Below are 26,818 nucleotides of genomic sequence, written 5' to 3'. Positions count from 1 at the left end.
TTTGACCGGGAGAGCCTACTAGAGCCCGGGCGTCACTCCTCGCCGACGGCCGCGCAGAACAGCTGCGCCGAGCCGTCCGCGTCCCCGTCGCCATCCTCGTCCACCGCGATCGCCTGCGCGCGAATCCCGCCGTCGGCGGCCGAGATCCACGCCGCGCGCCCGCGTTCCACAATCAGCTCGTGATTGCCCTGGGACAGCTTCACCCGCCCGTGCGTGACCAGCGCGATCCCCGGTCCCGACCGCAGCACCGGTACCGGCTCGCCCCCCGCGGCCAGTTCGAAACGGCTGAGCGCGAATTCGGGCGCGGGCGTGTGGTAGCGGAAAACACTGTCCGACACCCGTTCCGCCGTCACGACCGGCAGGTCCAGCGGCTCGAAGTCCAGCACCCGCAGCAGCTCCGGCACATCCACGTGCTTGGGCGTGAGCCCGCCGCGCAGCACATTGTCGGAGTTGGCCATGATCTCCACACCGACCCCGCGCAGGTACGCGTGCAGGTTCCCGGCGTCCAGGAACAGGCCCTCGCCCGGCTCCAGGGTGATGCGGTTGAGCAGCAGCGCTGCCAGCACCCCGGCGTCGCCGGGATACGCCTCGGCGAGCTCGAGCGCCGTGCGCACCTCGGCCACGAATTCCTTGCCGGCGCCGCCGCTTCGGGCCTCCGACAGATACCGCACGCAGCCGTCGAGCACCTTGGGCAGCAGCATGCTCAGACTGCCCTGCGGCAGCGCGATCCAGGTGGTGAACAGCGTGCGCAGCCCCGCCGAGTCGGGCTGGGCGGCAAGCAGTTCGGCGTACTGGCTCAGTTCCGGCACGTCCAGGGCATTGAGCAGCCGCACGGTCTGGCGCGGATCGCGGAATCCGGCCAGCGCTTCGAAACGGTGCAGCGCCACCACGAGTTCGGGCTTGTGGTTCTCGTCGCGGTAGTTGCGCATGGGGGAGTCGATGGCGACCCCGTTGTGGTTCTCCCGCGCGAACCCGGCCCGGGCCTGCTCGACGCTGGGGTGCGCCTGCAGCGAGAGCGGCTCCTCGGCGGCGAGGACCTTCAGCAGGAACGGCAGCTTTCCGCCGAATTCGCCCGACACCGGCCCGAGTTCGCGCTGCGGGTCGGCGCTGACCAGCTCCAGCAGGGATTCGCTGTGCCCGTTGATCTGCACCCGCGCCGGATCGGCGGGATGTGCGCCGAACCAGAGTTCGGCCTCCGGGTGTGCGGAGGGGACCGGTCGTCCGCACAGCTGAGCGAGCGCGGTGCGCGAACCCCAAGCGTAGGAACGCAGCGCACCAACGAGTTCGTGCACTAGTAATTGCCCCCGTCGTAGCGTCCCGGACCGGTGGCCGGGCGGGAACCGAGTAGTCGGAGATAGGCGGCCGCCATCTCCAGCCGAAGTGCGAGTACCGCAAGCTTTTCCAGCTCACCACCCCGGCCGGCGGGCGCGGTCTGCCCCGCCGCCTCGGCGGCAACGGTGGCTGCGGCGGCCACCTCGGTGTCCAGGGTGATCAGGTCGGTGTCGACCAGCCCGGCGTCGGAACCGAACACGGCCAGTCGCCGGCGCACCGTCACCTCGTCCGGATCGGCGCTCACCACGAACACCCGCACCTGCTCCACCGGCGCCGGCCCGTCCAGCTGCTCGTCGTGGAACAGCGGATCGAATCCGGGGGCGGCCACCCCGGCGGTGGCGACCAACCGGCCGTGCGCCGCAACGGCTTCCGAGAGCGTGACCGCGGTGGCGGTCTGCCCGGCCGTGGCCAGCAGCACCTCGGCGCCGTGCTCGGCGAGCACGGTGGCGGCGCCGGAATCGCCGGCCAGCACCAGGCGCTTGCGCTGCTGCATGCGGGTGGCCAGGGTCTTGGCGGGATTGTGGAAGGCCTCGTGCTGCGGTCCGTCGCGCAGCGCCTCCTCGTCGAGCAGGTCTGCGAGAGCGTTCAATTCGGGCACCAGCGGCCCGATGCGGTGCGGGTCGATGGTGGTCAGCACGGCCAGGCCCGCGGCCAGATAGCGCAGCATGCGGTTGTGGTCGAGGACCCGCACCCGCGGCGCGAGAATGGTGGCGCGCCCGGCGGCGGCCGCCCGGATGGGTCCCTCGTCCGGTGCGGCCACGACCACTTCGGCACCCCGTCGAAGTGCTCGGTCCACCGCTTCGGCCAGTCGCGGATCACCCGCGTCGTCACCCGCCACCAGCACCACGTCCAGCGGCCCGACCCACGGCGGGATCGAAGTCGCCGGTACCAGCGGCATACTCGTGCGGTCGCCGAGGGCAGCGATCAACAGCGCCGCCGCGCGCGCGGCGCGCCCGCTGCCCGACACCAGCACCAGACTGCGGGGTCGCAGATCGGTCAGCCGGGTCAGCGCATCTTCGGAAAGTGCCGCGGCGGTTGCCCTTACCTGGGCTCCCCCCGACGCGGCGGAGCGGAGTACACCCCCGGCGTCCGCCGCCTCCAGCGAGGCGACGTCATCGAGGTCGATTACCGGTGTCCCAGCGATCATCGGGCGTTGCCACCTCCCCTCATCGGGTCACCAGACGGTGAATCCAAGCTCTGTGATTCCACTATTCCAGTCAGGCGCGGACGATGCTCAGGATCTCGGTTACGAGTGCGTCTACTTCATCCTGCGATCGCGCCTCGACGTTGAGTCGAAGCAGCGGTTCGGTATTGGAGGCGCGCAGGTTGAACCACGCGCCGTCGGCCAGCTGCACGGTCACACCGTCCAGCCGATCGACCGATTTCGCCCGCTTGCCGAACGCCTCGAGTACGGCCAGGGTCCGCTCCTGCGCATCCGCCACCGTCGAATTGATCTCCCCGGAGGCCGCGTACGTCGCGTAGGCGGAGGCCAGTTCCGACATGGGCCGGTCCTTCTCGCCCAGCGCGGCCAGCACGTGCAGGGCCGCGAGCATGCCGGAGTCGGCGCCCCAGAAGTCGCGGAAGTAGTAGTGCGCCGAGTGCTCGCCGCCGAAGATCGCGCCGGTGGCCGCCATCTGCTGCTTGATGAACGAGTGGCCGACCCGCGTGCGCACCGGGGTGCCGCCGAGCTCGGTCACCAGCTCCGGCACCGCCCGCGAGGTGATCAGGTTGTGGATGACGGTCGCGCCCGGTTCCTTGGTCAGCTCGCGCTCGGCCACCAGGCCGGTGATGGCCGACGGCGAGACCGGGTCGCCCTTCTCGTCCACCACGAAGCAGCGGTCGGCGTCGCCGTCGAAGGCCAGGCCGAGGTCGGCGCCGGTCTTGCGGACGTGGTCCTGCAGATCCACCAGATTCTTCGGATCCAGCGGATTGGCTTCGTGATTGGGGAAGCTGCCGTCGAGTTCGAAGAACAACGGCTCGACCGTGTACTGCGGCAGCGTGCCCAGCACGGCGGGCACCGTGTAGCCGCCCATGCCGTTGCCGGCGTCCACCGCGATGCGCAGCGGGCGCGAACCGCTCAGGTCCACCAGCTTGTGCAGGAAGTCGGCGTAGGCCGAGAGCAGGTCCTCCCGGGTCTCGGTGCCGCGCGGCCCGTCGAAGGCCGGGACGCCGGCGACGACCTCTTCGGTGATGGTGGCCAGGCCGGTGTCCTGACCGACCGGCAGCGCCTTGGCGCGGCACAGCTTGATGCCGTTGTACTTGGCGGGATTGTGACTGGCGGTGAACATGGCCCCGGGGCAGTCCAGGTGGCCGGAGGCGAAGTAGAGCTCGTCGGTGGAGGCCAGGCCGATGTGCACCACGTCGAGTCCCTGGGCGAGCACGCCGTCGGCGAAGGCGGCGGCCAATTCCGGTGAGGAGTCGCGCATATCGTGACCGATGACGATGCGCCGGGCGCCCTCGCCGCGCATCAGCCGGGCGAAGGACCCGGCGACGTCCCGGACGAAGTCCGCGTCGATCTGTTCGCCGACAACTCCGCGAACGTCGTATGCCTTGATGACTGCTTGAACGGACTCGGCGGACCGGGCGACTGTCATGCGCACCACCCTAGTAGCTGACCGCGACAATGAGAGACTTCCCCCGACCCTTGCCAATCGGACAACTGATCTCGTGAGGCGCGGGTGACTTGCCGGGTACGTCCGAAATTGTCGGCGGCACTCCACCGCCGGCACGGAATGTCGATGGATCACGGCTCATAGCCGCTCGCTCAAGTCTCGGAGAGGCGGTCCGGCGGGTCCGGCAGCACACGGAGATGGCCGCGTCTGCCGGTACGACCCGCGCGGGTCGGGCGCTGCGGGGCGGGAGCGTAGTCGGTGTAGCCGCGCGGATCGGGTTCCGGTGTGCGGCGGCGCAATCCGGCCTCGCGGACGGCTTCGGCGAGCGCGGTGAGATCGTCGTCGTCCGGGGTCGAGGAGGAAAACCCGCCCTCGTGGCGGACCAACTCCCAGCCCTTGGGCGCGGTGATCCGGGAAGCATGCGTTTCACACAGGTCCCAGGAGTGTGGCTCCGCCACCGTGACCAGCGGACCCACGACTGCCATCGAGTCGGAGTACACATAGGTCAGCGTCGCGACGGCCGGGTTCTTGCAGCCTGGACGGCAGCAACGACGCATGGGGATCACGCCATGCAGGGTAACCCCCCTCACGCCCTCGTGGACACAGACACGCTCAATGAAGCCCGTCTCACTCGCGCCATGAGGGCCTCGGGTAGCTGTGCGCTTTCGTGCCGCGGGCGCGTCGCGACGGCCCCCGGAATGCGGTCGCCGGGTCTCCGGAATGCCGTCGGGGCGGGCCGCCGCACCGGCCGGGCGGCCCGGCGAGGCGGGTGCTCACACCCGCCCGGGGTAAGGGTTAGATTCAAGGTATGACCCGTTCACGTAAGAGGCGACCGCCCACCGCGCGGTCGGTCATCCGCCGCGGGCGGGGTGTGCGCGGGCCGATGCTGCCACCGACCGTGCCCGCCCGGCGCACCCGGGGCCAGGAGTTCGACCGTCTGGTGCTGGAGGCCTTCGCGCCGCTGGAGACCCGCTGGCACGAGCAGCTCACCAAGCTCGACATCGCCGTCGACGACGTGCCGAAAATCCGTCCGCTGCACCCGGATTCGGTCACCTGGCCGGATGAGGTGGTGGCCGACGGCCCGGTACCCCTCTCCCGCCTGATCCCGGCCGGCGTGGACCGCTACGGCATGGCCACCCGCGCCCGCGTCGTCTTGTTCCGCAAGCCGTTGGAGCTCCGTGCCGGCGACCCCGACGACCTGGTCGACCTGCTGCGCGAGGTCCTCGTACAACAGATCGCCACCTACTTGGGTGTGGAACCCGACATCATCGATCCCGACCCGGAATAGCCGGAACCCATCCGCCCTACCCCGAACTCCGTTTCGCAACAACTGATTTCGTAAGTTCGGGGTAACTCGCCGGGTACGTCCAAGGTGGTCTGGGCACCCAACCGCCGACACGGGTTACCAGCGGTCAACGGCTCCCAAGCCGCCCGCTGAAGGCTCGGGGAGGCGGGGGAGTCTCAGCTGATGCCCCGCTTCAGGCGGCGGCGCTCCCGCTCGGAGAGTCCGCCCCAGATGCCGAAGCGCTCGTCGTTGGCCAGGGCGTATTCGAGGCATTCGTCGCGGACCTCGCAGCCCATGCAGATGCGCTTGGCCTCGCGGGTGGAGCCGCCCTTCTCCGGGAAGAACGCCTCCGGGTCGGTCTGGGCGCACAGCGCCCGTTCCTGCCATTGTTCGGCCTCGGTCATCATGCGACCGCCGCGCGAGAAAGTGTCGTACATATCCTCGGCACCGGTGACGATCAGGCTCAGCCGCGGCGGTTCGGGCTGGTAGGCGGTTCGCGCCCACTGTCCGCCCCCCAGTCGCACAGTCGTCATCGGTTCACCCCCCTCGTATCCGTTCCGATCGTCGGCGCAGAAGTCAGGTGCTGCGCCAGTCGTGGAATCGGTTTGCGATACACCGCCCGGAATGCCCGACGGGGCCAGCTCTTCGGCCATCGCTCCGCCTCCTCACTGTGTGTTAGCGCAGAATGATTAATCCGTCGGAGCCGATCCCACCGACGGCCCAACACCGCGGCGTAGTCCCGCGGCCATCCCCGAGCTTGGCGCCACTCCGGTGCGAACGCCTGTTCGAAAACCCGTCCGCGCCTTGCACTCTCACGCGGACCCGGAATGACATGCCTGTGATTAGACACGCCGGGAGCGGCGATGGTCAAGCTGCCGAAGCGATTCCGTTACCATCTGCGACCCCGTCGGGAGGCGTTCCCGCAGTTCAAATAGCAAATTCGCAGCAAATGAGCTGCGGGACGACTTTCCGCTTCGAACGCATAGGCTGTGCGGATGTGACTCGAGAACAAGCGGACACCGCGCCCGGCACCGGCCTGCGGATCGCCGTCCTGGTCGGCGGAGTCGGCGGCGCGCGGTTCCTGACGGGGGTGCGCGAACTGCTGCCCGGAGCCGACACCACGGCCATCGTCAATGTCGGCGACGACGTGTGGATGCACGGGCTGCGCATCTGTCCTGACCTGGACACCTGCATGTACACCCTGGGTGGCGGCATCGACCCCGAACGGGGCTGGGGGCACGCGAACGAGACCTGGAGCGCCAAGGAGGAGCTGGCGAAATACAAGGCTCAGCCCGATTGGTTCGGGCTGGGCGACCGCGATATCGCCACGCATCTCATTCGCACCGAAATGCTGCGTCAGGGATACCCGCTCTCGGCGGTCACCGAGGCGCTCTGCAATCGGTGGCAACCGGGTGTGAAACTGCTTCCGGCAACCGATGACCGATGCGAAACACATGTCGTAATCGGCGACCCGGAGAACCCTGGCGAACGCCGCGCGATCCATTTCCAGGAGTGGTGGGTTCGATACCGGGCGAACGTAGAGACCCATGGATTCGTGACTATTGGGGCAGATGCTGCGAAACCAGCCCCGGGTGTGATCGAAATCATAGAATCGGCGGATGTGATCCTGCTCGCTCCGTCGAACCCCGTCGTGAGCGTGGGCGCCATCCTCTCGGTTCCCGGCATTCGGGGCGCACTGCGCACCACCGATGCCAAGGTGATCGGACTGTCCCCGGTGATCGGCGGAAAACCGTTGCGCGGCATGGCCGATGAGTGCCTGTCGGTGATCGGCGTCGAAACCTCCGCCGAGGCCGTCGGCACCTACTACGGCGCGCGCTCGAGCACCGGCATTCTCGACGGCTGGCTCGTGCACACCGGCGACACCGCCGACATTCCGGGCGTCGAAGTCCGGAGCGTGCCACTGCTCATGACCGACCCGGCCGCGACCGCCGAGATGGTTCGCGAAGCCCTCGACATCGCGGGAGTCAAACCGTGACAACGGATTCCATCGAAGCGCTGGGCGATCATGCGTCCGGCGGTGAACTGCGCATCCTGCCCGTTCCGGGCCTGCCGGAATTCCGCCCGGGCGACGATGTCTCCGAAGCCATCGCGGCACGGGCGCCCTGGCTCCAGGACGGTGACGTGCTGGTGGTGACCAGCAAGATCGTCGCCAAGGCCGAGGGCCGCATCGTGACCGCGCCCAGCGACCCCGAGGAACGCGACGCCGCGCGCCGGCAACTGGTGCTCGACGAGTCGGTGCGGGTGCTGGCGCGCAAGAACCGCACCCTCATCACCGAGAACCGGCTCGGCATCGTGCAGGCCGCCTCCGGAGTCGACGGCTCCAATGTGGAACAGGGCGAACTGGTCCTGCTGCCGGAGGATCCGGACGCCAGCGCCAAGGCGCTGCGCACCGCGCTGGCCGACCGCCTGGGCGTGCAGGTGGCCGTGGTCATCACCGACACCATGGGCCGGGCCTGGCGCAACGGCCAGATCGACGCCGCCATCGGGTCGGCGGGCATCCGGGTGCTGCACGACTACGACGGCGCGGTCGACGGGCAGGGCAACGAACTGCACGTCACCCTGGTCGCGGTGGCCGACGAGCTGGCCGCGGCCGCGGACCTGGTGAAGGGCAAGCTGGGCGGCGTCCCGGTCGCGGTGGTGCGCGGGCTCGACTACACCGACGACGGATCCACCGCCGGGGATCTGCTGCGGCGCGGCGAGGACGATCTGTTCTGGCTGGGCACCGAGGAATCCGTCGAGCTCGGCCGCAAACAGGCGGTGCCGCTGCGACGTTCGGTGCGACGGTTCGCCGAGACGCCGGTGCCGCCGGAGCTCATTCGCGAGGCCGTCGCCGCCGGGCTCACCGCGCCCGCGCCGCACCACACCCGTCCGGTCCGCTTCGTCTGGGTCCGCAAGCGCGGCCTGCGCGAGCAGCTGCTGGAGGCCATGGCCGAGAAGTGGCGCACCGACCTGACCGGTGACGGCCGCACCCCGGAGAGCGTGGAGAAGCGGGTCGCGCGCGGGCGCATCCTCTTCGACGCCCCCGAGATGATCATCCCGTTCTGCGTGCCCGACGGCGCGCACGACTATCCGGACGAGCGCCGCCGCGCCGCCGAGCAGACCATGTTCACCGTCGCGGTGGGCGCGGCCGTGCAGGGCCTGCTGGTCTCGCTGGCCGTGCGAGGCGTGGGCAGCTGCTGGATCGGGTCGACCATCTTCGCGCCCGAGGTCACCCGCGACGTGCTGGGCCTGGAGGCGGACTGGAATCCGCTGGGCGCCATCGCCATCGGGTACCCGCTCGACGAGGTCGCCCCGCGCGAGGCGCGCGAGCCCGGCCTCGGGCTGGTCGAGCTGTGAGCGCGGAGTCGCTGCACAAATCGGCGACCGAGCTGCTGGAGACCTGGTCTCCGGCAACGGGTCCGGAGTGCTCCATCCGGGAGGCCATGCTGGCCTTCCTGGGTTCCGCGCCGCGCGGCTGCCTGCGCGAGCACGCGGCCGGGCACATCACCGCCTCGGCCATCGTGTTCTCCCACGACGAGCGCGAGGTGCTGCTGACCCTGCACCCGCGGGTGGGCCGCTGGATCCAATTGGGCGGGCACTGTGAGGAATCCGACGATTCGGTCGCGGCGGCCGCCTTCCGTGAGGCGACCGAGGAGTCCGGCATCGACGGGCTGGTGCTCGAGCCCGGCCTCTACGGCGCGCAGGCGCACCCCATCACCTGCTCGCTGGGCGTGCCGACCCGGCACCTGGACCTGCTGTTCAAGATCAAGGCACCGGAAGGGGCTGTGCCGGTACGCAGTTCGGAGTCGACCGACCTGCGCTGGTGGCCGGTGGACGGGCTGCCCGCCGATTCCGACGTGCTGGTGCGCTGACACCGGCCGTGCTGTCGTGTTGTGCGGTACACGGGGTTCCGGATGCCGGAATCCCCGTGTTACTGTCCGCTACGTACACGTTCTCAGGGCGGGGTGGAATTCCCCACCGGCGGTAATGGCATCCGGGCCGATCCGGAGTGCACGAGCCCGCGAGCGCCACAGTGTCTCTCATCGGCAGTGTGGGTCGAGCAGATTCCGGTGTGATCCCGGAGCCGACGGTCACAGTCCGGATGAAAGAGAACGCGGCACCGGCACGTCCGCACCGCTGGACGGGCCTGTTCGCGTCTTGCCCTGGGTGACATCGCGAACAGGAGGAATCCCCATGTCACCCACTTCCACTCGTATCGCCCTCGTCGCCGCGCGCTGGCACAGCGACATCGTCGACAAGGCCGTCGCATCCTGCCGGGCCGGGCTGCTCGAGCGCGGCTACACCGAGGTCGACGTGATCGAGGTGCCCGGTGCGTTCGAAATCCCGTTGCAGGTCAAGCGTTTGGCCACTCGCGGCTCCTACGCCGCGGTCGCGGGCTGCGCGCTCGTCGTGGACGGCGGCATCTACCGGCACGACTTCGTGGCCTCGACCGTCGTCGACGCGCTCATGCGGGTGCAGCTCGAGACCGATGTGCCGGTGTTCTCGGCCGTGCTGACCCCGCACCACTTCCACGAGCACGGCGAGCACCTGGCCTATTTCGCGCGGCATTTCGAGGTGAAGGGCGCCGAGCTGGCCAATGCCATCGCCGCCACCCTGGCCCTGGACGCGGTCGGCGCCTAGACAACGCGGTCGGGGCCTGAAACAAAAGGGAAACCCTGCCCGCACGAGCCGGAGGCGGCTGGTCGTGCGGGCAGGGTGCGGGTTCCGCCGGCGCGTACGGGGGGAGAACGCGCCGACGGTCCGGGTTCGGCCTGGGGGTTGGGTTCAGGCCGGAACCAGGTCTTTCTCTTGCGAGCCCGGTGCTTCCGGGGCGGCGGGGGCCGGGTGGTCCTCCACCATGGCCTGCTCGTCGAAGGGGATCTCGCGATCCAGCACCGCGCGGACCCGGGCCGGGTCGATGGTCTTGGTCCAGGTGCCGATCAGCAGCGTGGCGACCGCATTGCCCGAGAAGTTGGTCAGCGCACGGGCTTCCGACATGAACCGGTCGATGCCGACGATCAGGCCGACGCCGTCCAGCAGCTCCGGGCGATGGCTCTGCAGGCCGCCGGCCAGCGTGGCCAGGCCCGCGCCGGTGACACCCGCCGCGCCCTTGGAGGCCACGATCATGAACAGCAGCAGGCCGATCTGCTCGTGCCAGGACAGCGGCTTGCCCATGGCGTCGGCCACGAACAGGGTGGCCATGGTCAGGTAGATGGCGGTGCCGTCCAGGTTGAACGAATACCCGGTCGGGACAACCACACCCACGGTGGTGCGGTCCACGCCGACATGCTCCATCTTGGCGATGAGCCGCGGCAGTGCCGACTCCGAGGACGAGGTGGCGAAGATCAGCAGGTACTCCCGCGCCAGGTAGCGCACCAGCTTGAAGATGGAGTTCCCGGCCACCAGCCGCAGCAGCAGGCCCAGCACGCCGAAGATGAAGACGACACAGGTGAGATAGAAGGCCACCATCAACAGCGCCAGCTGTTTGACCGCGTCGAGTCCGGTGCGCGCCACCACGTTCGCCATGGCGCCGAACGCGCCGATCGGGGCCAGCCACAGGATCATGGTCAGAATCCGGAACACCAGCTTCTGCACCGACGCGACCCCGCGCAGGATCGGCTCGCCCGCGGTGCCCATGGCCTGGATGCCGAAGCCCACCAGCAGCGCCACGAACAACGCCTGCAGCACCTTGCCCGAGGTGAGCGACGACAGCAGGGTGGTCGGCACGATGTCCTCGAGGAACTGCCAGGTGCCGCCCGCCGCCTTGGCGTCGGTGGCGTACTTGGTGATCTCCTTCGCGTGGGCGGCCACGTTCAGCCCCGAGCCCGGGTGCAGCAGATTGCCGACCAGCAGGCCGATGGCCAGCGCCACCGTGGACATGATCAGGAAGTAGCCGATGGCCAGGCCGCCGACCTTGCCGACCTTGGCGGCCGCCCGCACCGAGCCGATGCCGAGCACGATGGTGCAGAAGATGACCGGGGCGATCATCATCTTGATGAGGTTCACGAAGATCGTGCCGAGCTCGCCGACGCTCTTGCCGGCGCCCGGGGCCAGCCAGCCGACCAGGACGCCCGCGACGACGGCCACGATGACGGCCAGATAGAGCCAGTGGGTACGGTCTCGGCGCTGCCGGGTTGTCGTGTCGCTCATCTCGCTGGTGCCTCCGGGTCAGTGCCCGCATGACGTTTGCTCCACGCGGGTGTTCGGAGAGAATCATGATCCAGGGAGTGACGCGGGTCACTGTTTCGTAAATTATGTTCATGAAGTACCCGGAGGAATCGTGAGAGGTCGAAGAACCCGGGCCCGCCGTACGCTGGCCGGGCAGGTGTTCGTGGTGCAGGTGCTGGTACTGGCGGTGGTGATCACCGCCGCGTCGATGCTGGCGTTCCTGCAGACCCGCCGGGTGCAGGACGACGCCACCCGTGCGGAGGTCATCGATACCTCGATCGCGGTGGCACAGTCGCCCTCGACGCTGGCCGGGGTGCGGAGCCCGAATCCGACCGCCGCACTGCAACCGGTGACCGAGGCCATCCGCAAGGCGACGGGTATGGACTTCATCGTGGTGATGGCCCCGGATCGGACCCGCTACACCCACACCGAGACCGACCGGATCGGAAAACCTTTCAGCGGCAACATCGATCGCGCCCTCGCGGGGGAGACGTTCACCGAGACCTTCACCGGCACGCTGGGCCCGTCGATTCGCGCGGTCACCCCGGTGCGCGATGCCGACGGCCGCATCGTCGCGCTGGTGTCGGCGGGCGTCACCCGCACCCACATCGGCGAACAGGTCCGCGCCCAGCTGCCGCTGATCCTGGCCGCCGCGGCGGGCGGCCTGGCGCTGGCCATGATGAGTTCGCTGTTGTTGCGGCGCAGGCTGTTACGGCAGACGCATGGCCTCGGGCCCGCCGAACTGCGGGCGATGTACGAACATCACGACGCGGTGCTGCACTCGATCCACGAGGGGCTGCTGGTATTCGACAGATCCGATGAGCGCGCCGAGGTGGTCAACGATCAGGCGCGGCTGCTGCTCGATCTGCCGGACGGGCCGATCACGCGCGCGGATCTGCCGGTGTCGTTGCAGCGCTTGGGAACCGGTGTGGTCCGTGACGAGATGCACGTGACCCCGGACCGGGTGCTGGTCGTCAACCAGGACGTGGTGGAGCACGCCGGCCGCCGCATCGGCACCGTGGTCACCCTGCGCGACCACACCGAATTGCGGGATGTGCTGGGCGAATTGGATTCCGTGCGCGGTTTCGCCGAATCGCTGCGCGCCCAGGCGCACGAGGCCGCCAACCGGCTGCACACCGTGGTCACCATGGTGGAGCTGGGCCGCCCGCGCGAGGCGGTGAACTTCGCGACCGCGGAACTCGAACTGTCCCAGGCCCTCATCGACCGGCTCACCGGCGCGGTGGCCGAACCCGCGGTGGTGGCGCTGCTGCTGGGCAAGGTGGAGCAGGCCGCGGAGAACGGGGTGGAGCTGACCGTCACCGGCGACACGCTGCTCGACACCACCGACCCGCTGACGCCGCACGAGATGGTCACGCTGCTGGGCAATCTCATCGACAACGCCCTGGACGCGGTCGGGCACGACGAGGACGCGTGGGTGGAGGTGACGGTGCGGCGGGACGAGCCGGAGCTGTACGTCCGGGTGGCCGACAGCGGCCCGGGCATGTCGGAGGAGTTGTTCACCCGTGCCACCGAACGCGGCTATTCCACCAAGACCGACCACCACGGGCTGGGCCTGGCGCTGGTACGCCGGTTGGTCGCCAGGCACGCCGGCGAGTTGCGGGCCCGGTGGGAACCGGAATCCGCGGTGATCGTGAGGTTTCCGCGATGAATGCCGCGCCGGCATCGGCGATCCGCGTGCTGATCGTCGAGGACGAGCCGAAAATCGCTGCGGCACATCGCTCTTACGTGGAGCGGGTGCCGGGTTTCACGGTGGTCGCGGTGGCGCACACCGGTCGCGACGCCATCTCGATCGCGAAAAGGTCACAATCTTTCGGCGTCCCCATTGATCTGGTGTTGATGGATATCGGGTTGCCGGATATGAGCGGGCTCGCCGTCGCCGCGGCACTGGCGGGACTGCGGCCGCGGCCGGACGTCATCGCCGTCACCTCGGCGCGCGATCTGGCCATGGTGCGCTCGGCCGTCTCGCACGGCGTGGTGCTGTATCTGTTGAAGCCCTTCACCTTTGCGGCCTTCCGCGAGAAGCTGGACCGCTACGTCGAATACCGGGCGGCGCTGCCGGCCGGGGAGACGGCGGTGTCGCAGCAGGACATCGATCGCGCCTTCGGTGTGCTGCGCACTCCGGATCAGCGACCCACCTCGCCGAAAGGAATTGCGCCGCAGACGATGGACGAGGTGTCGCGGGCCGTGCGGGCCGCGCCGGACGGGCTGTCCGCGGGTGAGGCGGGGCGCGCGGTGGGGGTGTCCCGGGTGACGGCGTGGCGGTATCTGGAGCGGATGGCCGAAGACGGCGTGGTGGAACGGCGAACCGACTACGGCCGGACCGGGCGCCCGCAGGTTCGATATGTGTGGTTTCGCTGAGCCCGGTTTCGCTCCTGGTTTGCGTTCGAGCCCCAGTGGTGGGTACCACGCGGTCGGTTGCGGCAGAACCGACTGCTCATGATGTAACGGTGGCCACCTTTCGGTCCGGCCGGGTGCTGTAACAGGGACTAGGTTTCAAGATATGTAGCTGCGAAGTTCATCGAGGTATTGATTAGCGGGGCAAACGTGCAAATGGTCGGCAAACGGTTGGGTTCGCCGGATCCGAAACGACACCTGTGGGTGCTGGGGTTGATCGCGCCCGGGTGTGCGTTACTGCCGTCGCAGCTGGTGTTGCACACCAAGCTGGAGGTGTTCTGGTGGATCGGACCGATCATCATTCTGATCGCCATCCCGGTCCTGGACTGGTTCGTCGGGGAAGACGGCACCAATCCGCGCGACGAGGATTACGAGTTACTCTCCAATGACCGGTACTACCGGTGGTGCACCTACATGTTCCTGCCGATCCAGGTGGTCGGCCTGATCATCGCCGCGTACATGTGGGCCGGCGACGATCTGTCCGTCGTCGACAAGCTCGGGCTGGCGGCCACTCTCGGGTTCGTCAGCGGCATCGGCATCAACGCCGCCCACGAACTCGGCCACCGGGTGGAGCGATTGGAGCGCTGGCTGTCGAAAATGGCGCTGGCGCAGTCGGCCTACGGGCACTTCTTCGTCGAGCACAACAAGGGCCACCACGCCCGGGTCGCGACGCCCGACGATCCGGCCAGCGCCCGCATGGGTGAGTCGCTGTGGGAGTTCCTGCCCCGCAGCGTGATCGGTGGCTTCCGGTCGGCAATCCATCTCGAAGGAGAACGGTTGCGCCGCAAGGGACACCGCTGGTTCAGTGTCCACAACCACATCCTGCAGGCCTGGGCTATGACCCTCGTGCTGTTCGGCGGGTTGCTGGCGGTCTACGGCTGGCGGGTGCTGCCGTATCTGCTGCTGCAGGCGGTGATCGGCGCGGGCCTGCTCGAAACCGTCAACTACGTCGAGCATTACGGCCTGCTGCGACGCAAGCGGCCCAATGGCAGCTGGACCCGCTGCTCGCCGAGCGACAGCTGGAACAGTGACCGGCTGGTCACCAATATCTTCATGTTCCACCTGCAGCGGCACAGCGACCACCATGCCAATCCGGGGCGGCGGTACCAGACACTGCGCACCTCCGAGGAGGCGCCGCAGCTTCCAGCGGGGTACGCCACCATGATCCTGCTGGCATTGATCCCGCCGCTGTGGCGCTACGTCATGGATCCGCGCTTGCTCGCCCACTACGCGGGCGACGTGAGCCGGGCCAATATCCAACCCCGTAAGCGGGAGCGCATCCTCGCCGCGTACGAGTACCAGGCCGCCGCGTAGGGTTTGGGGGAACCAGCCGACCAGGAGAGGCAGATGACGACCGCTGTGTCCCGCAACATGACCCCTGACGTCCGCAATGGCATCGACTACAAGGTGGCGGACCTGTCACTGGCCGAGTTCGGCCGCAAGGAGATTCGCCTCGCCGAGCACGAGATGCCGGGCCTGATGGCACTGCGCCGGGAGTACCACGATGTGCAGCCGCTGCGTGGCGCGCGCATCTCCGGCTCGCTGCACATGACCGTGCAGACCGCCGTGCTCATCGAGACCCTGGTCTCCCTCGGCGCGGAGGTCCGCTGGGCCTCCTGCAACATCTTCTCCACCCAGGACCACGCGGCCGCCGCGGTCGTGGTCGGCCCGCACGGCACCGTCGAGGAGCCCAAGGGCACGCCGGTTTTCGCCTGGAAGGGCGAGACCCTGGAGGAGTACTGGTGGGCCGCCGATCAGATGCTGACCTGGCCGGGCGAGCCGGCCAACATGATCCTCGACGACGGTGGTGACGCCACCATGCTCGTGCTGCGCGGCGCGCAGTTCGAGAAGGCCGGCGTGGTCCCGCCCGAGGACGACACCCACTCCGCCGAATACAAGGTCTTCCTGAACCTGCTGCGCGCCAGCATCGAGGCCGACAAGGGCAAGTGGGGCACGATCGCCGAGAGCGTGCAGGGTGTCACCGAGGAGACCACCACCGGTGTGCTGCGGCTGTATCAGTTCGCGGCCGCGGGTGAGCTGGTGTTCCCGGCGATCAATGTCAACGACTCGGTCACCAAGTCGAAGTTCGACAACAAGTACGGCACCCGGCACTCCCTCATCGACGGCATCAACCGCGGCACCGACGTGCTGATCGGTGGCAAGAAGGTGCTGATCTGCGGCTACGGCGATGTCGGCAAGGGCTGTGCGGAGTCGATGGCCGGGCAGGGCGCGCGCGTGCAGGTCACCGAGATCGACCCGATCAACGCGCTGCAGGCGCTGATGGACGGCTTCGACGTCGTCACCGTGGAACAGGCGATCGGTGAGGCCGACATCGTCATCACCTCCACGGGCAACAAGGACATCATCACCCTCGATCACATGAAGGCGATGAAGGGTCAGGCCATCCTGGGCAACATCGGCCACTTCGACAATGAGATCGACATGGCCGCCCTGGAGCGTTCGGGCGCGGACCGGCTCAACATCAAGCCGCAGGTCGACCTGTGGACGTTCAAGGAGTCCGGCAAGTCGATCATCGTGCTCTCCGAGGGCCGCCTGCTGAACCTGGGCAACGCGACCGGGCACCCGTCGTTCGTGATGTCGAACAGCTTCTCCAACCAGGTCATCGCGCAGATCGAGCTGTGGACCAAGCCCGACGAGTACGACAACGAGGTCTACCGCCTGCCCAAGCACCTCGACGAGAAGGTCGCCCGCATCCACGTGGAGGCCCTGGGCGGCACGCTGACCAAGCTCACCAAGGACCAGGCCGAATACATCGGCGTGGACGTGGAGGGCCCGTACAAGCCGGACCACTACCGCTACTGAGCGGAAACCGCCTGTAGCGCATGAAGATCCGGCCGGTCACCCGAGAGGGTGACCGGCCGGATCTCGTTGGCGCCGTGCGTCCGCTACTTGAGGCAGATGTCGATCAGGGGGACCCACTTGCCGCCCTGGATGGTGCAGATGGCGGCGCTGAGGAGCTCACTGGCGCTGGAGCCGGTGCCGGCGACATTGCTGGAGCCGGAGTTGCTCGACAGGGAGGACGCCGAGCCGGAGTCGGCCACGGGGGCGGCCTGGTCGGCGCTGGCGGGTTCGAGGGTGACGGGGGCGGCGGTGGCGGTACCGGCCGTGGAAAGAGCGGCGGCGGTGATCGCTACGGCGGCCAGGGCGGCACGCGGACCGTGGTGTGCGAGATGGGACTTCATCAGGGTTGCGCTCCTTGCAGGGGGAGTGTTGCCCGGGACCCTACAAGAGTTGAAGGGCGCGCGTTTCGGATTTGCGTGGCTTATTTGCGGAAGGACCTCGGGAGGGGGTAGCCCTTCTCCTGCATGACGTCGCGCGCGCGGTTCGGATAGTCGGTGATCAGGCCGTCCACGCCCTGGTCGAGCGCCAGTCCGATGGTGGCCTTGTCGTTCACGGTCCAGGGGATCACCCGGATGCCGAAACCGTGCGCTTCGCGGACGTACTCGGCGGTCGTGGTGAGCTTGAAGTACTTGTCGCCGACCTTCGCGTCGATGGTCCAGGGGTCGACGTAGGCGGGGGAGGAAATGTCCGCGCCCAGGGCCTTGATCGCGTCCAGTGGGTCCCCGGCGTGTTCCTCGTATCGAATCGGGCCCAGCCACGGGCTGTTCGGCGCGAAGGTGGTCTCGTCGTACAGCGCGACCGTGGGGATGTTCGCGTTCTGGGCCTTCACCAGCGGCAGGCTGCTCCAGTCGAAGCTCTGGATCTCGACCTTGCCGATGGCCCCGGCCTGTTCGACGGCGCCCAGAATGACGTCGACGAATTCCCTGGGGGTGGCGGACTGTTCGGGGTGGGCGGCCTCGATTTTGGTCTCCACGTTGTAGCGCACGGTGCCGAACGCGCCCGGGTGGCTCTTCACCAGATCGAACAGTTCCGGCAGCGTCGCGATCCTGTTGCCCGGAAGCTCCTGTGCCGCTGGGAATTCCGCGAGCTTCCTGCCGCAGTCGAGGGTGTGGACCTGGTCGTAGGTCAGGTCGTGGACCAGCTTGCCGACGTAGGGGAACCGCGGATCGCCGGGGAAGGCCGGGGCGGTGTCGGCGCACTTCTCGGCCTGGATGACCGGGTCGTGCCAGATGAGCGGCCTCTTGTCGGCGGTGAGCACGATGTCGAGTTCCAGGGTGGTGACGCCCAGTTCGACGGCCTTGGCGAAGCCGGGCAGCGACTCCTCGATGGTCATGCCGCGACCGCCGCGGTGGGCCTGCAGATCGAAGGGGCGGTGGGGATCGGCCACGGCGACCGGGCTCGTGTCGCTGGAGTTGCTGCCGCAGGCTGTTGGACCAATGGCGGCAATCGCTAACGCGAGGATCACAAAAGCTCTCCTGAGCTGCGTTGACCTCACGTATCCAGCAGTCATGGCCGGACTATAGCAATCGAATGGCTACAAAAATCTGGGCCTTTCGAACAAACGGGATCCCGCCGGGGCGAACCGCGGCCGATTCGGTACTCTCGCGGCATGGGTGCACTGGTTCCGGTGGAAGGGCTCGACGGCTCGGGCAAACGCACGCTCACCGACGCCGTTGTCACCGTCCTGCGCGCCCGCGGGCTGCGGGTCGCCACTCTGGCCTTCCCGCGCTACGGCGTCTCCGTGCATGCCGACCTCGCCGCCGAGGCGCTGCGCGGCGGTCATGGAGATACCGCTCGGTCTGTGAATGCCATGGCGCTGCTGTTCGCGCTCGACCGCGCCGACGCGCGCGACGAGCTCTCGAAACTGCTGGCGGACAACGACATCGTGCTACTGGACCGCTACGTCGCCTCCAATGCCGCGTACTCCGCGGCCCGCCTGGAGCAGGACGCGCACGGCGAAATCGTGGCCTGGGTCGAGGAATTGGAGTTCGAACGCTTCGGATTGCCCGCCCCGGATGTCCAGATTCTGCTGGATGTTCCGGTCGATGTGGCCGAGGAACGCGCGCGCCTGCGCGGCGAAGCCGATGCCGCACGGGCTTTGGACGCTTACGAGAAAGACGGGGGACTGCAGCGTCGCACCGGTACTGTCTACCGTGAGCTGGCCGAAATCAACTGGCACGGACCGTGGTGGGTGCATCGGACCGGTGACGATCCGGCAACACTGGCCGCGCGCCTCGCGGAAATTATTGCTGGATAGGGTTGGATGTGCGCCGACAGGTCACGAGTGTTGGCGTGGCGGCCGAATCAGAGCCGGAGAGGTGACAAACTAGACGTTATGAAGCCGAAGATTCTGGTCGTCGACGACGATATGGCTCTCGCGGAGATGCTCACGATCGTCTTGCGGGGTGAGGGTTTCGACCCCCACGTCGTCGGTGACGGCACGCAGGCGCTGACCGCGGTCCGGGAGCTGCGTCCGGATCTCGTGTTGCTGGATCTCATGCTGCCCGGCATGAACGGCATCGACGTGTGCCGGGTGCTGCGAGCCGATTCGGGAGTGCCAATCGTGATGCTGACGGCGAAGACCGACACGGTCGACGTCGTCCTGGGTTTGGAAAGTGGCGCGGACGACTACATCGTCAAGCCGTTCAAGCCGAAGGAACTCGTGGCCCGGGTGCGGGCCCGCCTGCGCCGCACCGAGGAGGAGCCGCAGGAGCTGCTGTCCATCGCCGACATCGTCATCGATGTGCCCGCGCACAAGGTGACCCGCGGCGGGGCGCAGATCTCGCTGACTCCACTGGAGTTCGATCTGCTGGTGGCGCTGGCCCGCAAGCCGCGCCAGGTGTTCACCCGTGAGGTGCTGCTGGAACAGGTCTGGGGCTATCGGCACGCCGCCGACACCCGCCTGGTCAACGTGCACGTCCAGCGGTTGCGCGCCAAGGTGGAGAAGGATCCGGAGAACCCCGAGATCGTGCTGACCGTCCGAGGTGTGGGCTACAAGGCCGGACCGCCGTGATCGCTGGCTCCAGAAACCGCGTTCAGCGGTGGCTGGCGGTAGCGGTGGCCTGGTTCCGCAATCTGGGCGAGCAACTGGGCCATGTCTGGCGGCGTTCGCTGCAGTTGCGTGTCGTCGTGTCCACACTCACCCTGTCGCTGATCGTCATCACGATTCTGGGCGTCGTGCTCACGAGTCAGATCACCGACCGGTTGTTGGACGCGAAGATCAACGCGGCCGTCGAGGAGATGGGTCGCGCCCGCAACACCGTTCAGAATCAACTGACCGGTGTGCACGATTCGGGTACTCAGCAGAGTCGCCTGGACGACGCCCGCCGCGCGCTGTTCAGCAGCGCCGGCGGGACCCAGACCGGCGGCGCCGCAGGCAGTTACGAGGCGGCCCTGGCCATGACGGGCGACAGCGGGCAGGAGATCACCTCCGGCGCCATCCAGGAGATTCCCGCCGAGCTACGCCAATTCGTCAAGCAGCGGCAGGTCTCCTATCAGTTCGCCACGGTCTCCAGCCCGGACGGGTACAAGGGCTCGGCGCTGATCATCGGCAGCCCCTCGGCCGATATCGACTCGCTGGAGATCTATCTGATCTTCCCGCTCACCAATGAGCAACGGAGTCTGTCGCTCATGCGCGGCACCATGCTCATCGGTGGCATCGTGCTGCTGGTGCTGCTGGCCGCCATCACGGCGCTGGTGACGCGACAGGTGGTGCTGCCCATCAGATCCGCGGCGCGGATCGCGAGTCGGTTCGCCGACGGACGGCTCAAGGAGCGCATGCTGGTGCGCGGTGAGGACGACATGGCGCGGCTCGCCATGTCGTTCAACGAGATGGCCGAGAGCCTGTCCAACCAGATCACCCAACTCGAGGAGTTCGGAAATCTGCAGCGCCGCTTCACCTCCGACGTCAGCCACGAACTGCGCACGCCATTGACCACGGTGCGCATGGCGGCCGACCTCATCCACGGATCCAGCGACGACCTGGACCCGGCGCTGGCGCGCTCGGCCGAACTGCTCGTCAACGAACTCGACCGTTTCGAGGGACTGCTCAACGACCTGCTCGAGATCAGCCGTCACGACGCGGGCGTGGCCGAGCTGCAGGTGGAATCGCTGGACGTGCGCATGTGCGCGCGGGCCGCGGTCTCCACGGTGCGGCACCTGGCCAAGGAGTCCGGCGTCGAACTGGTGGTGGATATGCCCGAGGAACCGCTGGTGGCCGAGGTGGATCCGCGCCGCGTCGAACGCGTGCTGCGCAACCTGCTCGCCAATGCCATCGACCACAGCGAGGGCAAGCCCGTGCTCATGCGCATGCGCGGCGACGTGGACGCCAATGCCGTCGCCATCGTGGTGCGCGACCAGGGCGTGGGCCTGCGGCCGGGCGAGGAGAAGCTGGTGTTCAACCGCTTCTGGCGCTCGGACCCCTCACGCATGCGCCGCTCCGGCGGCACCGGCCTCGGCCTGTCCATCAGCGTCGAGGACGCCAACCTGCACGAGGGCAAGCTCGAGGCGTGGGGCGAGATCGGTGTGGGCGCGAGCTTCCGGCTCACCCTGCCACTGGTCCGCGGCCGCAAGCTCGGCACCAGCCCACTCTCGTTGGAGCCGCCCAAGATTCGCGGCGCGGTCTCGCCCGAGCAGCTGGCCCTCGACATCGCGGGCTCGGACGCCGGCCAGGCGGCCATCGGCTCCATCGCGGCGGCGGTCGAATCCGCGCCCGGCGCAGTGGAACCGGGCACCACGGGCCCGGACGACGTCGGGGCCGAACCCGGCCCCGAAACGCCGACCACGGAAACCGGGGACGAGGAACCGGGATTCGAGGCCATCGCCCCGGAATTCCCCTCCACCACCGGGGCTGGTGACGGAACCACCGCCGGGACCGAGAACGGCACTGCCGCAGGGTCCGAGAACGGCACTGCCGCTGGGCCGGAAAACGGCGCTGTCGGTGGGTCCGACAATGGCGCTGTCGGTGGGCCCGACAACGGAACCGCCGCCAAGCCCGAAGCCGCCGCCAACGGGGAAAACCATGCCGCCGACAATGATTCCGCCGGTTCCGGCGGAACCGGTTCCGGCCGCGACACTTCCGGCGGCTCGGTGCCGGCCGCCCAGGGGGACGGCCAATCATGAGGAGGCCGTCCGCGGGCCTGCGCCGGGCCCTGGCGGTGCTCGGCTGCCTGCTCAGTGTCAGTGCGTGCGCGAGCCTGCCGGACTCCTCGGCACCGCAGGCGCTGGGCAGCCTGGACCACCAGCCCACCAGCGCCTCGCCGCTGCCGCCCGTCGCCGGGCGGGAACCCGAGCAGCTGCTGCTGGACTTCATGGCCGCCACGGCCGATCCGTCCGACCGGCATCAGTCGGCCCGGCAGTTTCTCTCGCCCGCGGCGAATGCGCAGTGGGACGACGCCGCGTCCACCAGCGTCGTGGACTCACAGCCCAATACGCTGCGGGAGTCCCGCAACGGCGACTCCGCCACCTATGTGATCCGGGCGCGCAAGATCGGCGAGCTGGCGCCGGACGGCTCCTACCGGCCCGGTGACGGCACCCTGGAGACCAAGGTCGACATGGAGAAGATCGACGGCGAGTGGCGGATCAAGGATCTGCCGCCCGGCGTGATCGTCGAACAGGCCGCCTTCGCCAAGTCCTACCACCGGTATTCGCTGTTCTTCCCGAACCTGGCCGGGCAGGCCATGGTGCCCGACCTGCGCTGGATCTCCGCCCGCAAGGACCAGCTGGCGCAGCGGCTGCTCGGCATGCTCGCCCAGGGACCCCAGTCCGCGCTCGCGCCCGCCGTGCGCAACCCCATGGGCGCGCCGGTCACCCTGCGCGGGCCGATCACCAGGGCCAATGGCGATGTCGACAATATCGGCGTCGGCGGCGGCGGGCTGAGCGCCGACTTCTCCGGCGCCGCCGCCCTCGACCCACCCACCCGCGACGTGATGGCCGCCCAGATCGTCCTCACCCTCTCCGGCGCCGACGTGCTCGGCCCCTACCTGCTCAACGCGGACGGAAAGCCGCTCGACGACAGGTACGCCGGCGGCTGGCAGCGCGCCGACGTGGATGCCCGCAGCCCCGACAGCATCGCCCGCAACCGGGCCGGCATGCACGCCGTGCGCGACGGGTCGCTGGTGGCGATCACCGACAGCGGAATCACCGCTGCCCCGGGCTTCTTCGGCGCCACCCACACCCTGCAGTCGGTGGGACTGTCGCCGGACGGGCAGCTGGTCGCCGCCGTCGCCAAGTCCGGCCGCCCGGACCCCGAGCCCGAGCGCACGCTGATCATCGGAACCTATGACGGCCAGGGCTTCCCGGTCGCCACCGGGGGCACCTTCACCCGGCCCACCTGGCCCGCCGACGGCAGCTCGGCCTGGTCTGTGGTGGACGGCGACCGGGTGATCCGGGCCGTGCACGACCGCACCACCGGCAATGTCTCGGTGCAGGACGTCGACATCGCCGAACTGACCGCGGCGGCGGCCAATTCGACCTCGCCGCGCGCGCCCATCACCGAGCTGCGCATCTCGCCGTCCGGGGCGCGGGCGGCCCTCATCGCCAGCGGCAAGGTGTACGTGGCCGTGGTGGTGCCGCAGCCGAACGGGAAGTTCTCGCTGTCCTCGCCGCTGCCGCTGGCCATCGGGCTGAGCACGCCCGCGGTGTCCATCGACTGGCTCAGCGACGAGAAGGTCGTGGTGGGCCGCGACGGCAATGTGGACCCGGTGGCCGGGGTGCTGGTGGACGGCTCCGAGTTCCGCGCCCAGACCTCCCAGAACCTCACCCCGCCGGTGCGCGTGCTGAGCGCCTCGCCGGATCAGGAGTACGTGGCCGACTCCCGCGCGGTGCTGGAGCTGACCCGCAATCCCGAAGGGCGCGAGGACTACTGGCGCGAAGTTCCGGGTCTGGGGGCCAACGCGGTTCCGGTGCTGCCCGGCTAGGGCGCACACTGAGGGGCATGGGGGAACTGCTGGATCTGATCCTGCCGCGCGCCTGCGGCGGGTGCGGGCGGGCCGGGACGGGGTGGTGCGCGGACTGCGCCGCCGAGCTGTCGGGACCGCCCATCCGGATTCGCCCGCGCGCCGATCCCGGGGTGCCGTGCTGGGCGCTGGCCGGCTACGCGGGCGCGCCGCGGCGGGCCGTGCTGGCGATCAAGGAGCAGTGCCGCCGGGACCTGGCGCGGCCGCTCGGCGCCGGATTGGCCAGGGGGCTGGATCATTTGCGGGACACCGCCCGCCCGCTGGTGCTGGTGCCGGCGCCCAGTCGCGGGTCCGCCGCCCGGCGGCGCGGGGGAGATCCGGTGGTGCGTGCCGCGAACGTCGCGGCGAGTTTGCTATCTGATTGCCGACTGGTCCGTCTGTTGCGCATGCGGCCAGGTGTGCGCGACTCGGTGGGCCTGGGACACCGCGATCGCCAGCACAATCTGCACGGGCGGATCATAGTAGCCACCACCCGCCCGCCGGGTGCCCTGTTTCCGGCAAATGCCGAGGTAGTGGTGATCGATGACGTGTTGACCACGGGTGTCACGGTGCGGGAATCGGTGCGTGCGCTGGCCGCTGCGAGGGTGGCGGTTCGTGCCGTGCTGGTTACTTGCGCGGCTTGATTCTCCGAAATTTGCGTGAACACTGGCGGACGGGTCGCTGGCGCACTAGGTTGGCGATCAGACACCCGAACCGCAAGTTTGGAGGTGGCGCCTCGGACATATGTGCCGAGCGAGTTCATCGATCGGCACACGTTTCAATCCCGCCGCACGAGCGGCTTGTGCGGCCAGATCCGGGAGGTACGCGTGACGACTACTTCACGACTCTCAGCGAAGAACGCAGACACCACGGTGCTGCTCGATGACGAGGTCATCTCAGACGATTCATCCACTCGGGCCACCATCGCGGATGTCGTGGTCAAGGGCAGGACCCTCGGTGAGGGCGGAGTGCCCGACCATTTCCGAATTCACGTGGCGGACAAGCTCTCTCGGCTCGAGCGGTTCGACCCCACCATCTACCTCTTCGACGTGGAACTCACCCACGAACGCAACCGTCGTCAACGCAAGAATTGCCAGCGGATAGAGATCACCGCCCGCGGCAAGGGCCCGGTCGTCCGCGCCGAAGCGCGCGCGGACAGCTTCTACGCGGCCCTCGAGTTCGCGGTCGAGAAGCTGGAGAGCCGACTGCGCCGGCTCAAGGACCGCCGTCGCGTCCACCATGGGGACAAGTCACCGATCTCGGTGTCGGAGGCGACCGCCGGTCTCATCGACGAATCCCTGTTCTCCGCCAATGGATCCATCGCGCACGAGCACGCGGCCGACGAGATGGACGAAGCCGCCGGCCCCGGTCATGTGGTGCGCACCAAACAGCACTCCGCGATCCCCATGACGGTCGACGACGCCCTCTACCAGATGGAGCTGGTAGGCCACGATTTCTTCCTGTTCCAGGACAAGGAGACCGACCGACCGTCGGTCGTCTACCGCCGCCACGCCTTCGACTACGGGCTCATCAGGCTCGCGTAACCAGCGGCTGGGGAACATCCACCTTTCGACCGGGGTCACGAACAGGACCCCGGTCGCCTGTTGTGCCCGGGGGCCTCTTGCTGTTACGGCGTGTATCAGTTAAAACTGTGCCATGGCTACCAAGGGCGCTCGCCGTGCTGTCATCGTCGCCGGGGCTCGGACCCCGTTCGTGCGGGCATTCAGCGAATTCACGCGGATGGACTCCATCGACCTCGCCGATAGCGCTGTGCGCGGGCTGCTGGAACGGACCGGGCTGCCGAAGCAGGATGTCCAGGCCATCGTGTGGGGTGGGGTGATCCTGCCCAGCGGCGCGCCGAACATCGCGCGGGAGATCGCGCTCGACCTGGAACTGGACGCGGGCTGCGAGGGCTACACCGTGACGCGCGCCTGCGCCTCCGGGCTGCAGGCGGTGGTGTCGGCGGCGGCCGCCATCGAACGCGGTGAGTACGACATCATGGTCGCCGGCGGCAGCGACTCCACCAGCAATGCCGAGATCAAGCTGCCGCAGAAGCTGGTGCACGCCGCCGCGCCGCTGGCGCTGGGCAAGCCCAAGGCCAAGGACTATCTCACCGCCGCAACCCAATTGGCCCCGTTCTTCGACCTGATGCCGCGCCGGCCCCAGATCGCCGAGCGCACCACCGGTGAGGTCATGGGCGAGTCGGCCGAGAAAATGGCGCGCATCCACGGCATTTCGCGCGGCGCACAGGACCACTTCGCCGCCACCTCGCATCACCGGGCCGCCGCGGCCATCGCCGCCGGCCGCTTCGACCGCGAGGTGGTGCCGGTCCGCACGCCCGACGGGACCGCGGTGTCGCGGGACGGACTGGTGCGGCCGGACACCAGCCTGGCCAAACTCTCCAAGCTGGCACCGGTTTTCGCCGAGAACGGCACCGTCACCGCCGGCAATTCCAGCCCGCTCACCGACGGTGCCTCGGCGGTGCTGCTGATGAGCGAGGAGAAGGCGCGCGCGCTCGGCTACGAGCCCCTCGCCGCCTTCCGCTCCTGGAGCTTCGTCAGCGTCGACCCGCGCGACCAGGTGCTGATCGGCCCCGCCGTCTCCATGCCGCGAGCCCTCGACCGGGCCGGAATGTCGCTCGCGGACATCGATTTCGTCGATATCCACGAGGCCTTCGCCGCCCAGACCCTGTCCGTGGTCTCGGCGCTGGCCAGCCACGAATGGGCCAAGACCCGCCTCGACCGTGACGCCGCGGTGGGCGAGATCGATCCGGCCCAGCTCAATGTGCACGGCGGCTCGGTCTCCCTCGGCCACCCCTTCGGCGCGACCGGCGCGCGCATGGTCACCACCATGGCCAACGAACTCGCCCTCACCGGCAAGTCCACCGCCCTGCTCGGCATCTGCGCCGCCGGCGGCATCGGGGCCTCGGCGGTACTGGAGCGGGTCTAGCCGACACGCGTCTGTGCCAACGGTTTTCGGCGGCCGGCGCCCAGCGGGTTCCCGCTGGGCAGGAGGATCAGAACCGGCTCGATCGGCCTCTGCGGGGACGCGCCCCGCGACCGCTCGACCGGCATTCCGATCGACACCCTGAACCGCGCGGGTGGAGATTTCCGTGGCAGTGCGCTGGTCGGCGCGGGTATGGGCGGGGCCATCGGCGGTTACCCGAATGCGCCGCAGCGGTGACGATCGGCGCGAACACGACTTCGTGC

At 68.7% G+C, this 26,818-nt stretch carries 23 protein-coding genes, 1 pseudogene and 1 riboswitch; of the genes and pseudogenes, 16 read left to right on the top strand and 8 right to left on the bottom strand.

All coding sequences use genetic code 11. The annotated features are described in order from the left end of the window. Positions 1 to 32: 32 nt before the first annotated feature. The 4 genes from manA to ACWEKS_RS30855 all read right to left on the bottom strand — a co-directional run bounded on the left by manA (position 33) and on the right by ACWEKS_RS30855 (position 4,501). Positions 33 to 1,292 carry a mannose-6-phosphate isomerase, class I gene (manA, locus tag ACWEKS_RS30870; RefSeq protein WP_452343330.1) on the bottom strand — a complete coding sequence of 420 codons (1,260 nt, stop codon included), beginning with the start codon at positions 1,290 to 1,292 and terminating at the stop codon, positions 33 to 35. Beyond that, positions 1,292 to 2,479, bottom strand: coding sequence for a tobH protein (locus tag ACWEKS_RS30865; protein WP_452343329.1), 1,188 nt, complete (start codon positions 2,477 to 2,479; stop codon positions 1,292 to 1,294). The genes manA and ACWEKS_RS30865 overlap by 1 nt, the downstream gene beginning before the upstream one ends. 70 nt (positions 2,480 to 2,549) lie before the next feature. After that, complete coding sequence (locus tag ACWEKS_RS30860) at positions 2,550 to 3,926, bottom strand: phosphomannomutase/phosphoglucomutase (protein ID WP_379379605.1); 1,377 nt, start codon at positions 3,924 to 3,926, stop codon at positions 2,550 to 2,552. A gap of 170 nt (positions 3,927 to 4,096) precedes the next feature. Beyond that, positions 4,097 to 4,501, bottom strand: coding sequence for a DUF3499 domain-containing protein (locus tag ACWEKS_RS30855; RefSeq protein ID WP_379394368.1), 405 nt, complete (start codon positions 4,499 to 4,501; stop codon positions 4,097 to 4,099). Between the two features lie 251 nt (positions 4,502 to 4,752). On the opposite strand from ACWEKS_RS30855, the gene ACWEKS_RS30850 reads away from it, so the two are divergent. Then, the gene (locus ACWEKS_RS30850) at positions 4,753 to 5,232 is read left to right on the top strand and encodes a metallopeptidase family protein (RefSeq protein ID WP_452343328.1); all 480 of its coding nucleotides are present in this window, start codon (positions 4,753 to 4,755) and stop codon (positions 5,230 to 5,232) included. 173 nt (positions 5,233 to 5,405) lie between these two features. Here ACWEKS_RS30850 and ACWEKS_RS30845 read toward each other — a convergent pair whose 3' ends face one another. Next, positions 5,406 to 5,666 carry a WhiB family transcriptional regulator gene (locus ACWEKS_RS30845; RefSeq protein WP_354834123.1) on the bottom strand — a complete coding sequence of 87 codons (261 nt, stop codon included), beginning with the start codon at positions 5,664 to 5,666 and terminating at the stop codon, positions 5,406 to 5,408. A 599-nt stretch (positions 5,667 to 6,265) separates the two neighbouring features. Here ACWEKS_RS30845 and cofD point away from each other — a divergent pair. The 4 genes from cofD to ACWEKS_RS30825 all read left to right on the top strand — a co-directional run bounded on the left by cofD (position 6,266) and on the right by ACWEKS_RS30825 (position 9,870). Further along, positions 6,266 to 7,225 carry a 2-phospho-L-lactate transferase gene (gene cofD / locus ACWEKS_RS30840; RefSeq protein ID WP_452343352.1) on the top strand — a complete coding sequence of 320 codons (960 nt, stop codon included), beginning with the start codon at positions 6,266 to 6,268 and terminating at the stop codon, positions 7,223 to 7,225. After that, positions 7,222 to 8,586 (top strand): coenzyme F420-0:L-glutamate ligase, encoded by a 1,365-nt coding sequence (locus ACWEKS_RS30835; RefSeq protein ID WP_452343327.1) that lies wholly within the window; start codon positions 7,222 to 7,224, stop codon positions 8,584 to 8,586. Before cofD ends, ACWEKS_RS30835 begins: the two co-directional genes overlap by 4 nt. Continuing rightward, positions 8,583 to 9,101 (top strand): NUDIX hydrolase, encoded by a 519-nt coding sequence (locus ACWEKS_RS30830; protein WP_354833929.1) that lies wholly within the window; start codon positions 8,583 to 8,585, stop codon positions 9,099 to 9,101. The genes ACWEKS_RS30835 and ACWEKS_RS30830 overlap by 4 nt, the downstream gene beginning before the upstream one ends. Before the next feature lie 75 nt (positions 9,102 to 9,176). After that, positions 9,177 to 9,347: riboswitch (FMN riboswitch) on the top strand. A 76-nt stretch (positions 9,348 to 9,423) separates the two neighbouring features. Further along, the gene (locus ACWEKS_RS30825) at positions 9,424 to 9,870 is read left to right on the top strand and encodes a 6,7-dimethyl-8-ribityllumazine synthase (protein ID WP_364607442.1); all 447 of its coding nucleotides are present in this window, start codon (positions 9,424 to 9,426) and stop codon (positions 9,868 to 9,870) included. Between the two features lie 144 nt (positions 9,871 to 10,014). Here the strand turns inward: ACWEKS_RS30825 and ACWEKS_RS30820 are convergent, their stop codons facing one another. Further along, complete coding sequence (locus ACWEKS_RS30820) at positions 10,015 to 11,379, bottom strand: cation:dicarboxylate symporter family transporter (protein ID WP_452343326.1); 1,365 nt, start codon at positions 11,377 to 11,379, stop codon at positions 10,015 to 10,017. A gap of 226 nt (positions 11,380 to 11,605) precedes the next feature. On the opposite strand from ACWEKS_RS30820, the gene ACWEKS_RS30815 reads away from it, so the two are divergent. The 4 genes from ACWEKS_RS30815 to ahcY all read left to right on the top strand — a co-directional run bounded on the left by ACWEKS_RS30815 (position 11,606) and on the right by ahcY (position 16,635). Continuing rightward, positions 11,606 to 13,066 (top strand): sensor histidine kinase, encoded by a 1,461-nt coding sequence (locus tag ACWEKS_RS30815; RefSeq protein WP_452343351.1) that lies wholly within the window; start codon positions 11,606 to 11,608, stop codon positions 13,064 to 13,066. Continuing rightward, the gene (locus ACWEKS_RS30810) at positions 13,063 to 13,776 is read left to right on the top strand and encodes a response regulator (RefSeq protein ID WP_452343325.1); all 714 of its coding nucleotides are present in this window, start codon (positions 13,063 to 13,065) and stop codon (positions 13,774 to 13,776) included. Before ACWEKS_RS30815 ends, ACWEKS_RS30810 begins: the two co-directional genes overlap by 4 nt. A 192-nt stretch (positions 13,777 to 13,968) precedes the next feature. Continuing rightward, positions 13,969 to 15,126, top strand: coding sequence for an alkane 1-monooxygenase (locus tag ACWEKS_RS30805; RefSeq protein WP_452343324.1), 1,158 nt, complete (start codon positions 13,969 to 13,971; stop codon positions 15,124 to 15,126). Positions 15,127 to 15,159: 33 nt separating this feature from the next. Further along, positions 15,160 to 16,635 (top strand): adenosylhomocysteinase, encoded by a 1,476-nt coding sequence (gene ahcY / locus ACWEKS_RS30800; RefSeq protein WP_452343323.1) that lies wholly within the window; start codon positions 15,160 to 15,162, stop codon positions 16,633 to 16,635. Between the two features lie 83 nt (positions 16,636 to 16,718). Here the strand turns inward: ahcY and ACWEKS_RS30795 are convergent, their stop codons facing one another. Both ACWEKS_RS30795 and ACWEKS_RS30790 read right to left on the bottom strand, forming a co-directional pair. Beyond that, complete coding sequence (locus ACWEKS_RS30795) at positions 16,719 to 17,015, bottom strand: hypothetical protein (protein WP_452343322.1); 297 nt, start codon at positions 17,013 to 17,015, stop codon at positions 16,719 to 16,721. Between the two features lie 80 nt (positions 17,016 to 17,095). Continuing rightward, positions 17,096 to 18,184, bottom strand: coding sequence for a glycerophosphodiester phosphodiesterase (locus ACWEKS_RS30790; protein ID WP_452343321.1), 1,089 nt, complete (start codon positions 18,182 to 18,184; stop codon positions 17,096 to 17,098). 99 nt (positions 18,185 to 18,283) lie between these two features. Here ACWEKS_RS30790 and ACWEKS_RS30785 point away from each other — a divergent pair, with 99 nt between their 5' ends. The 7 genes and pseudogenes from ACWEKS_RS30785 (at position 18,284) to ACWEKS_RS30755 (ending at position 26,558) form a co-directional block, all read left to right on the top strand. Next, positions 18,284 to 18,931 (top strand): dTMP kinase, encoded by a 648-nt coding sequence (locus ACWEKS_RS30785; protein ID WP_452343320.1) that lies wholly within the window; start codon positions 18,284 to 18,286, stop codon positions 18,929 to 18,931. A gap of 78 nt (positions 18,932 to 19,009) precedes the next feature. Next, positions 19,010 to 19,687 carry an MtrAB system response regulator MtrA gene (mtrA, locus tag ACWEKS_RS30780; RefSeq protein WP_033090495.1) on the top strand — a complete coding sequence of 226 codons (678 nt, stop codon included), beginning with the start codon at positions 19,010 to 19,012 and terminating at the stop codon, positions 19,685 to 19,687. Then, positions 19,684 to 21,351, top strand: a pseudogene (mtrB, locus tag ACWEKS_RS30775) (MtrAB system histidine kinase MtrB); the annotation flags it as partial. The gene mtrA and the pseudogene mtrB, both read left to right, overlap by 4 nt. 440 nt (positions 21,352 to 21,791) lie before the next feature. Next, a complete protein-coding gene (gene lpqB, locus ACWEKS_RS30770; protein ID WP_452343319.1) occupies positions 21,792 to 23,591 on the top strand; it encodes an MtrAB system accessory lipoprotein LpqB in 1,800 nt (599 codons plus the stop codon). Between the two features lie 26 nt (positions 23,592 to 23,617). Then, on the top strand, positions 23,618 to 24,253 hold the full coding sequence (locus ACWEKS_RS30765; protein WP_452343350.1) for a ComF family protein: 636 nt from the start codon (positions 23,618 to 23,620) through the stop codon (positions 24,251 to 24,253). 228 nt (positions 24,254 to 24,481) lie between these two features. Next, positions 24,482 to 25,153: a ribosome hibernation-promoting factor, HPF/YfiA family gene (gene hpf / locus ACWEKS_RS30760; RefSeq protein WP_452343349.1), complete on the top strand. Its 672-nt coding sequence runs from the start codon at positions 24,482 to 24,484 to the stop codon at positions 25,151 to 25,153. A 112-nt stretch (positions 25,154 to 25,265) separates the two neighbouring features. Next, positions 25,266 to 26,558 (top strand): acetyl-CoA C-acyltransferase, encoded by a 1,293-nt coding sequence (locus tag ACWEKS_RS30755; protein ID WP_452343318.1) that lies wholly within the window; start codon positions 25,266 to 25,268, stop codon positions 26,556 to 26,558. The last annotated feature ends 260 nt before the right edge of the window (positions 26,559 to 26,818 follow it).

This window comes from Nocardia sp. NPDC004711 (assembly GCF_053601595.1).
The sequence above is the reverse complement of the archived record's forward strand: the minus strand, read 5'-3'. Positions and strand labels throughout refer to the sequence as shown.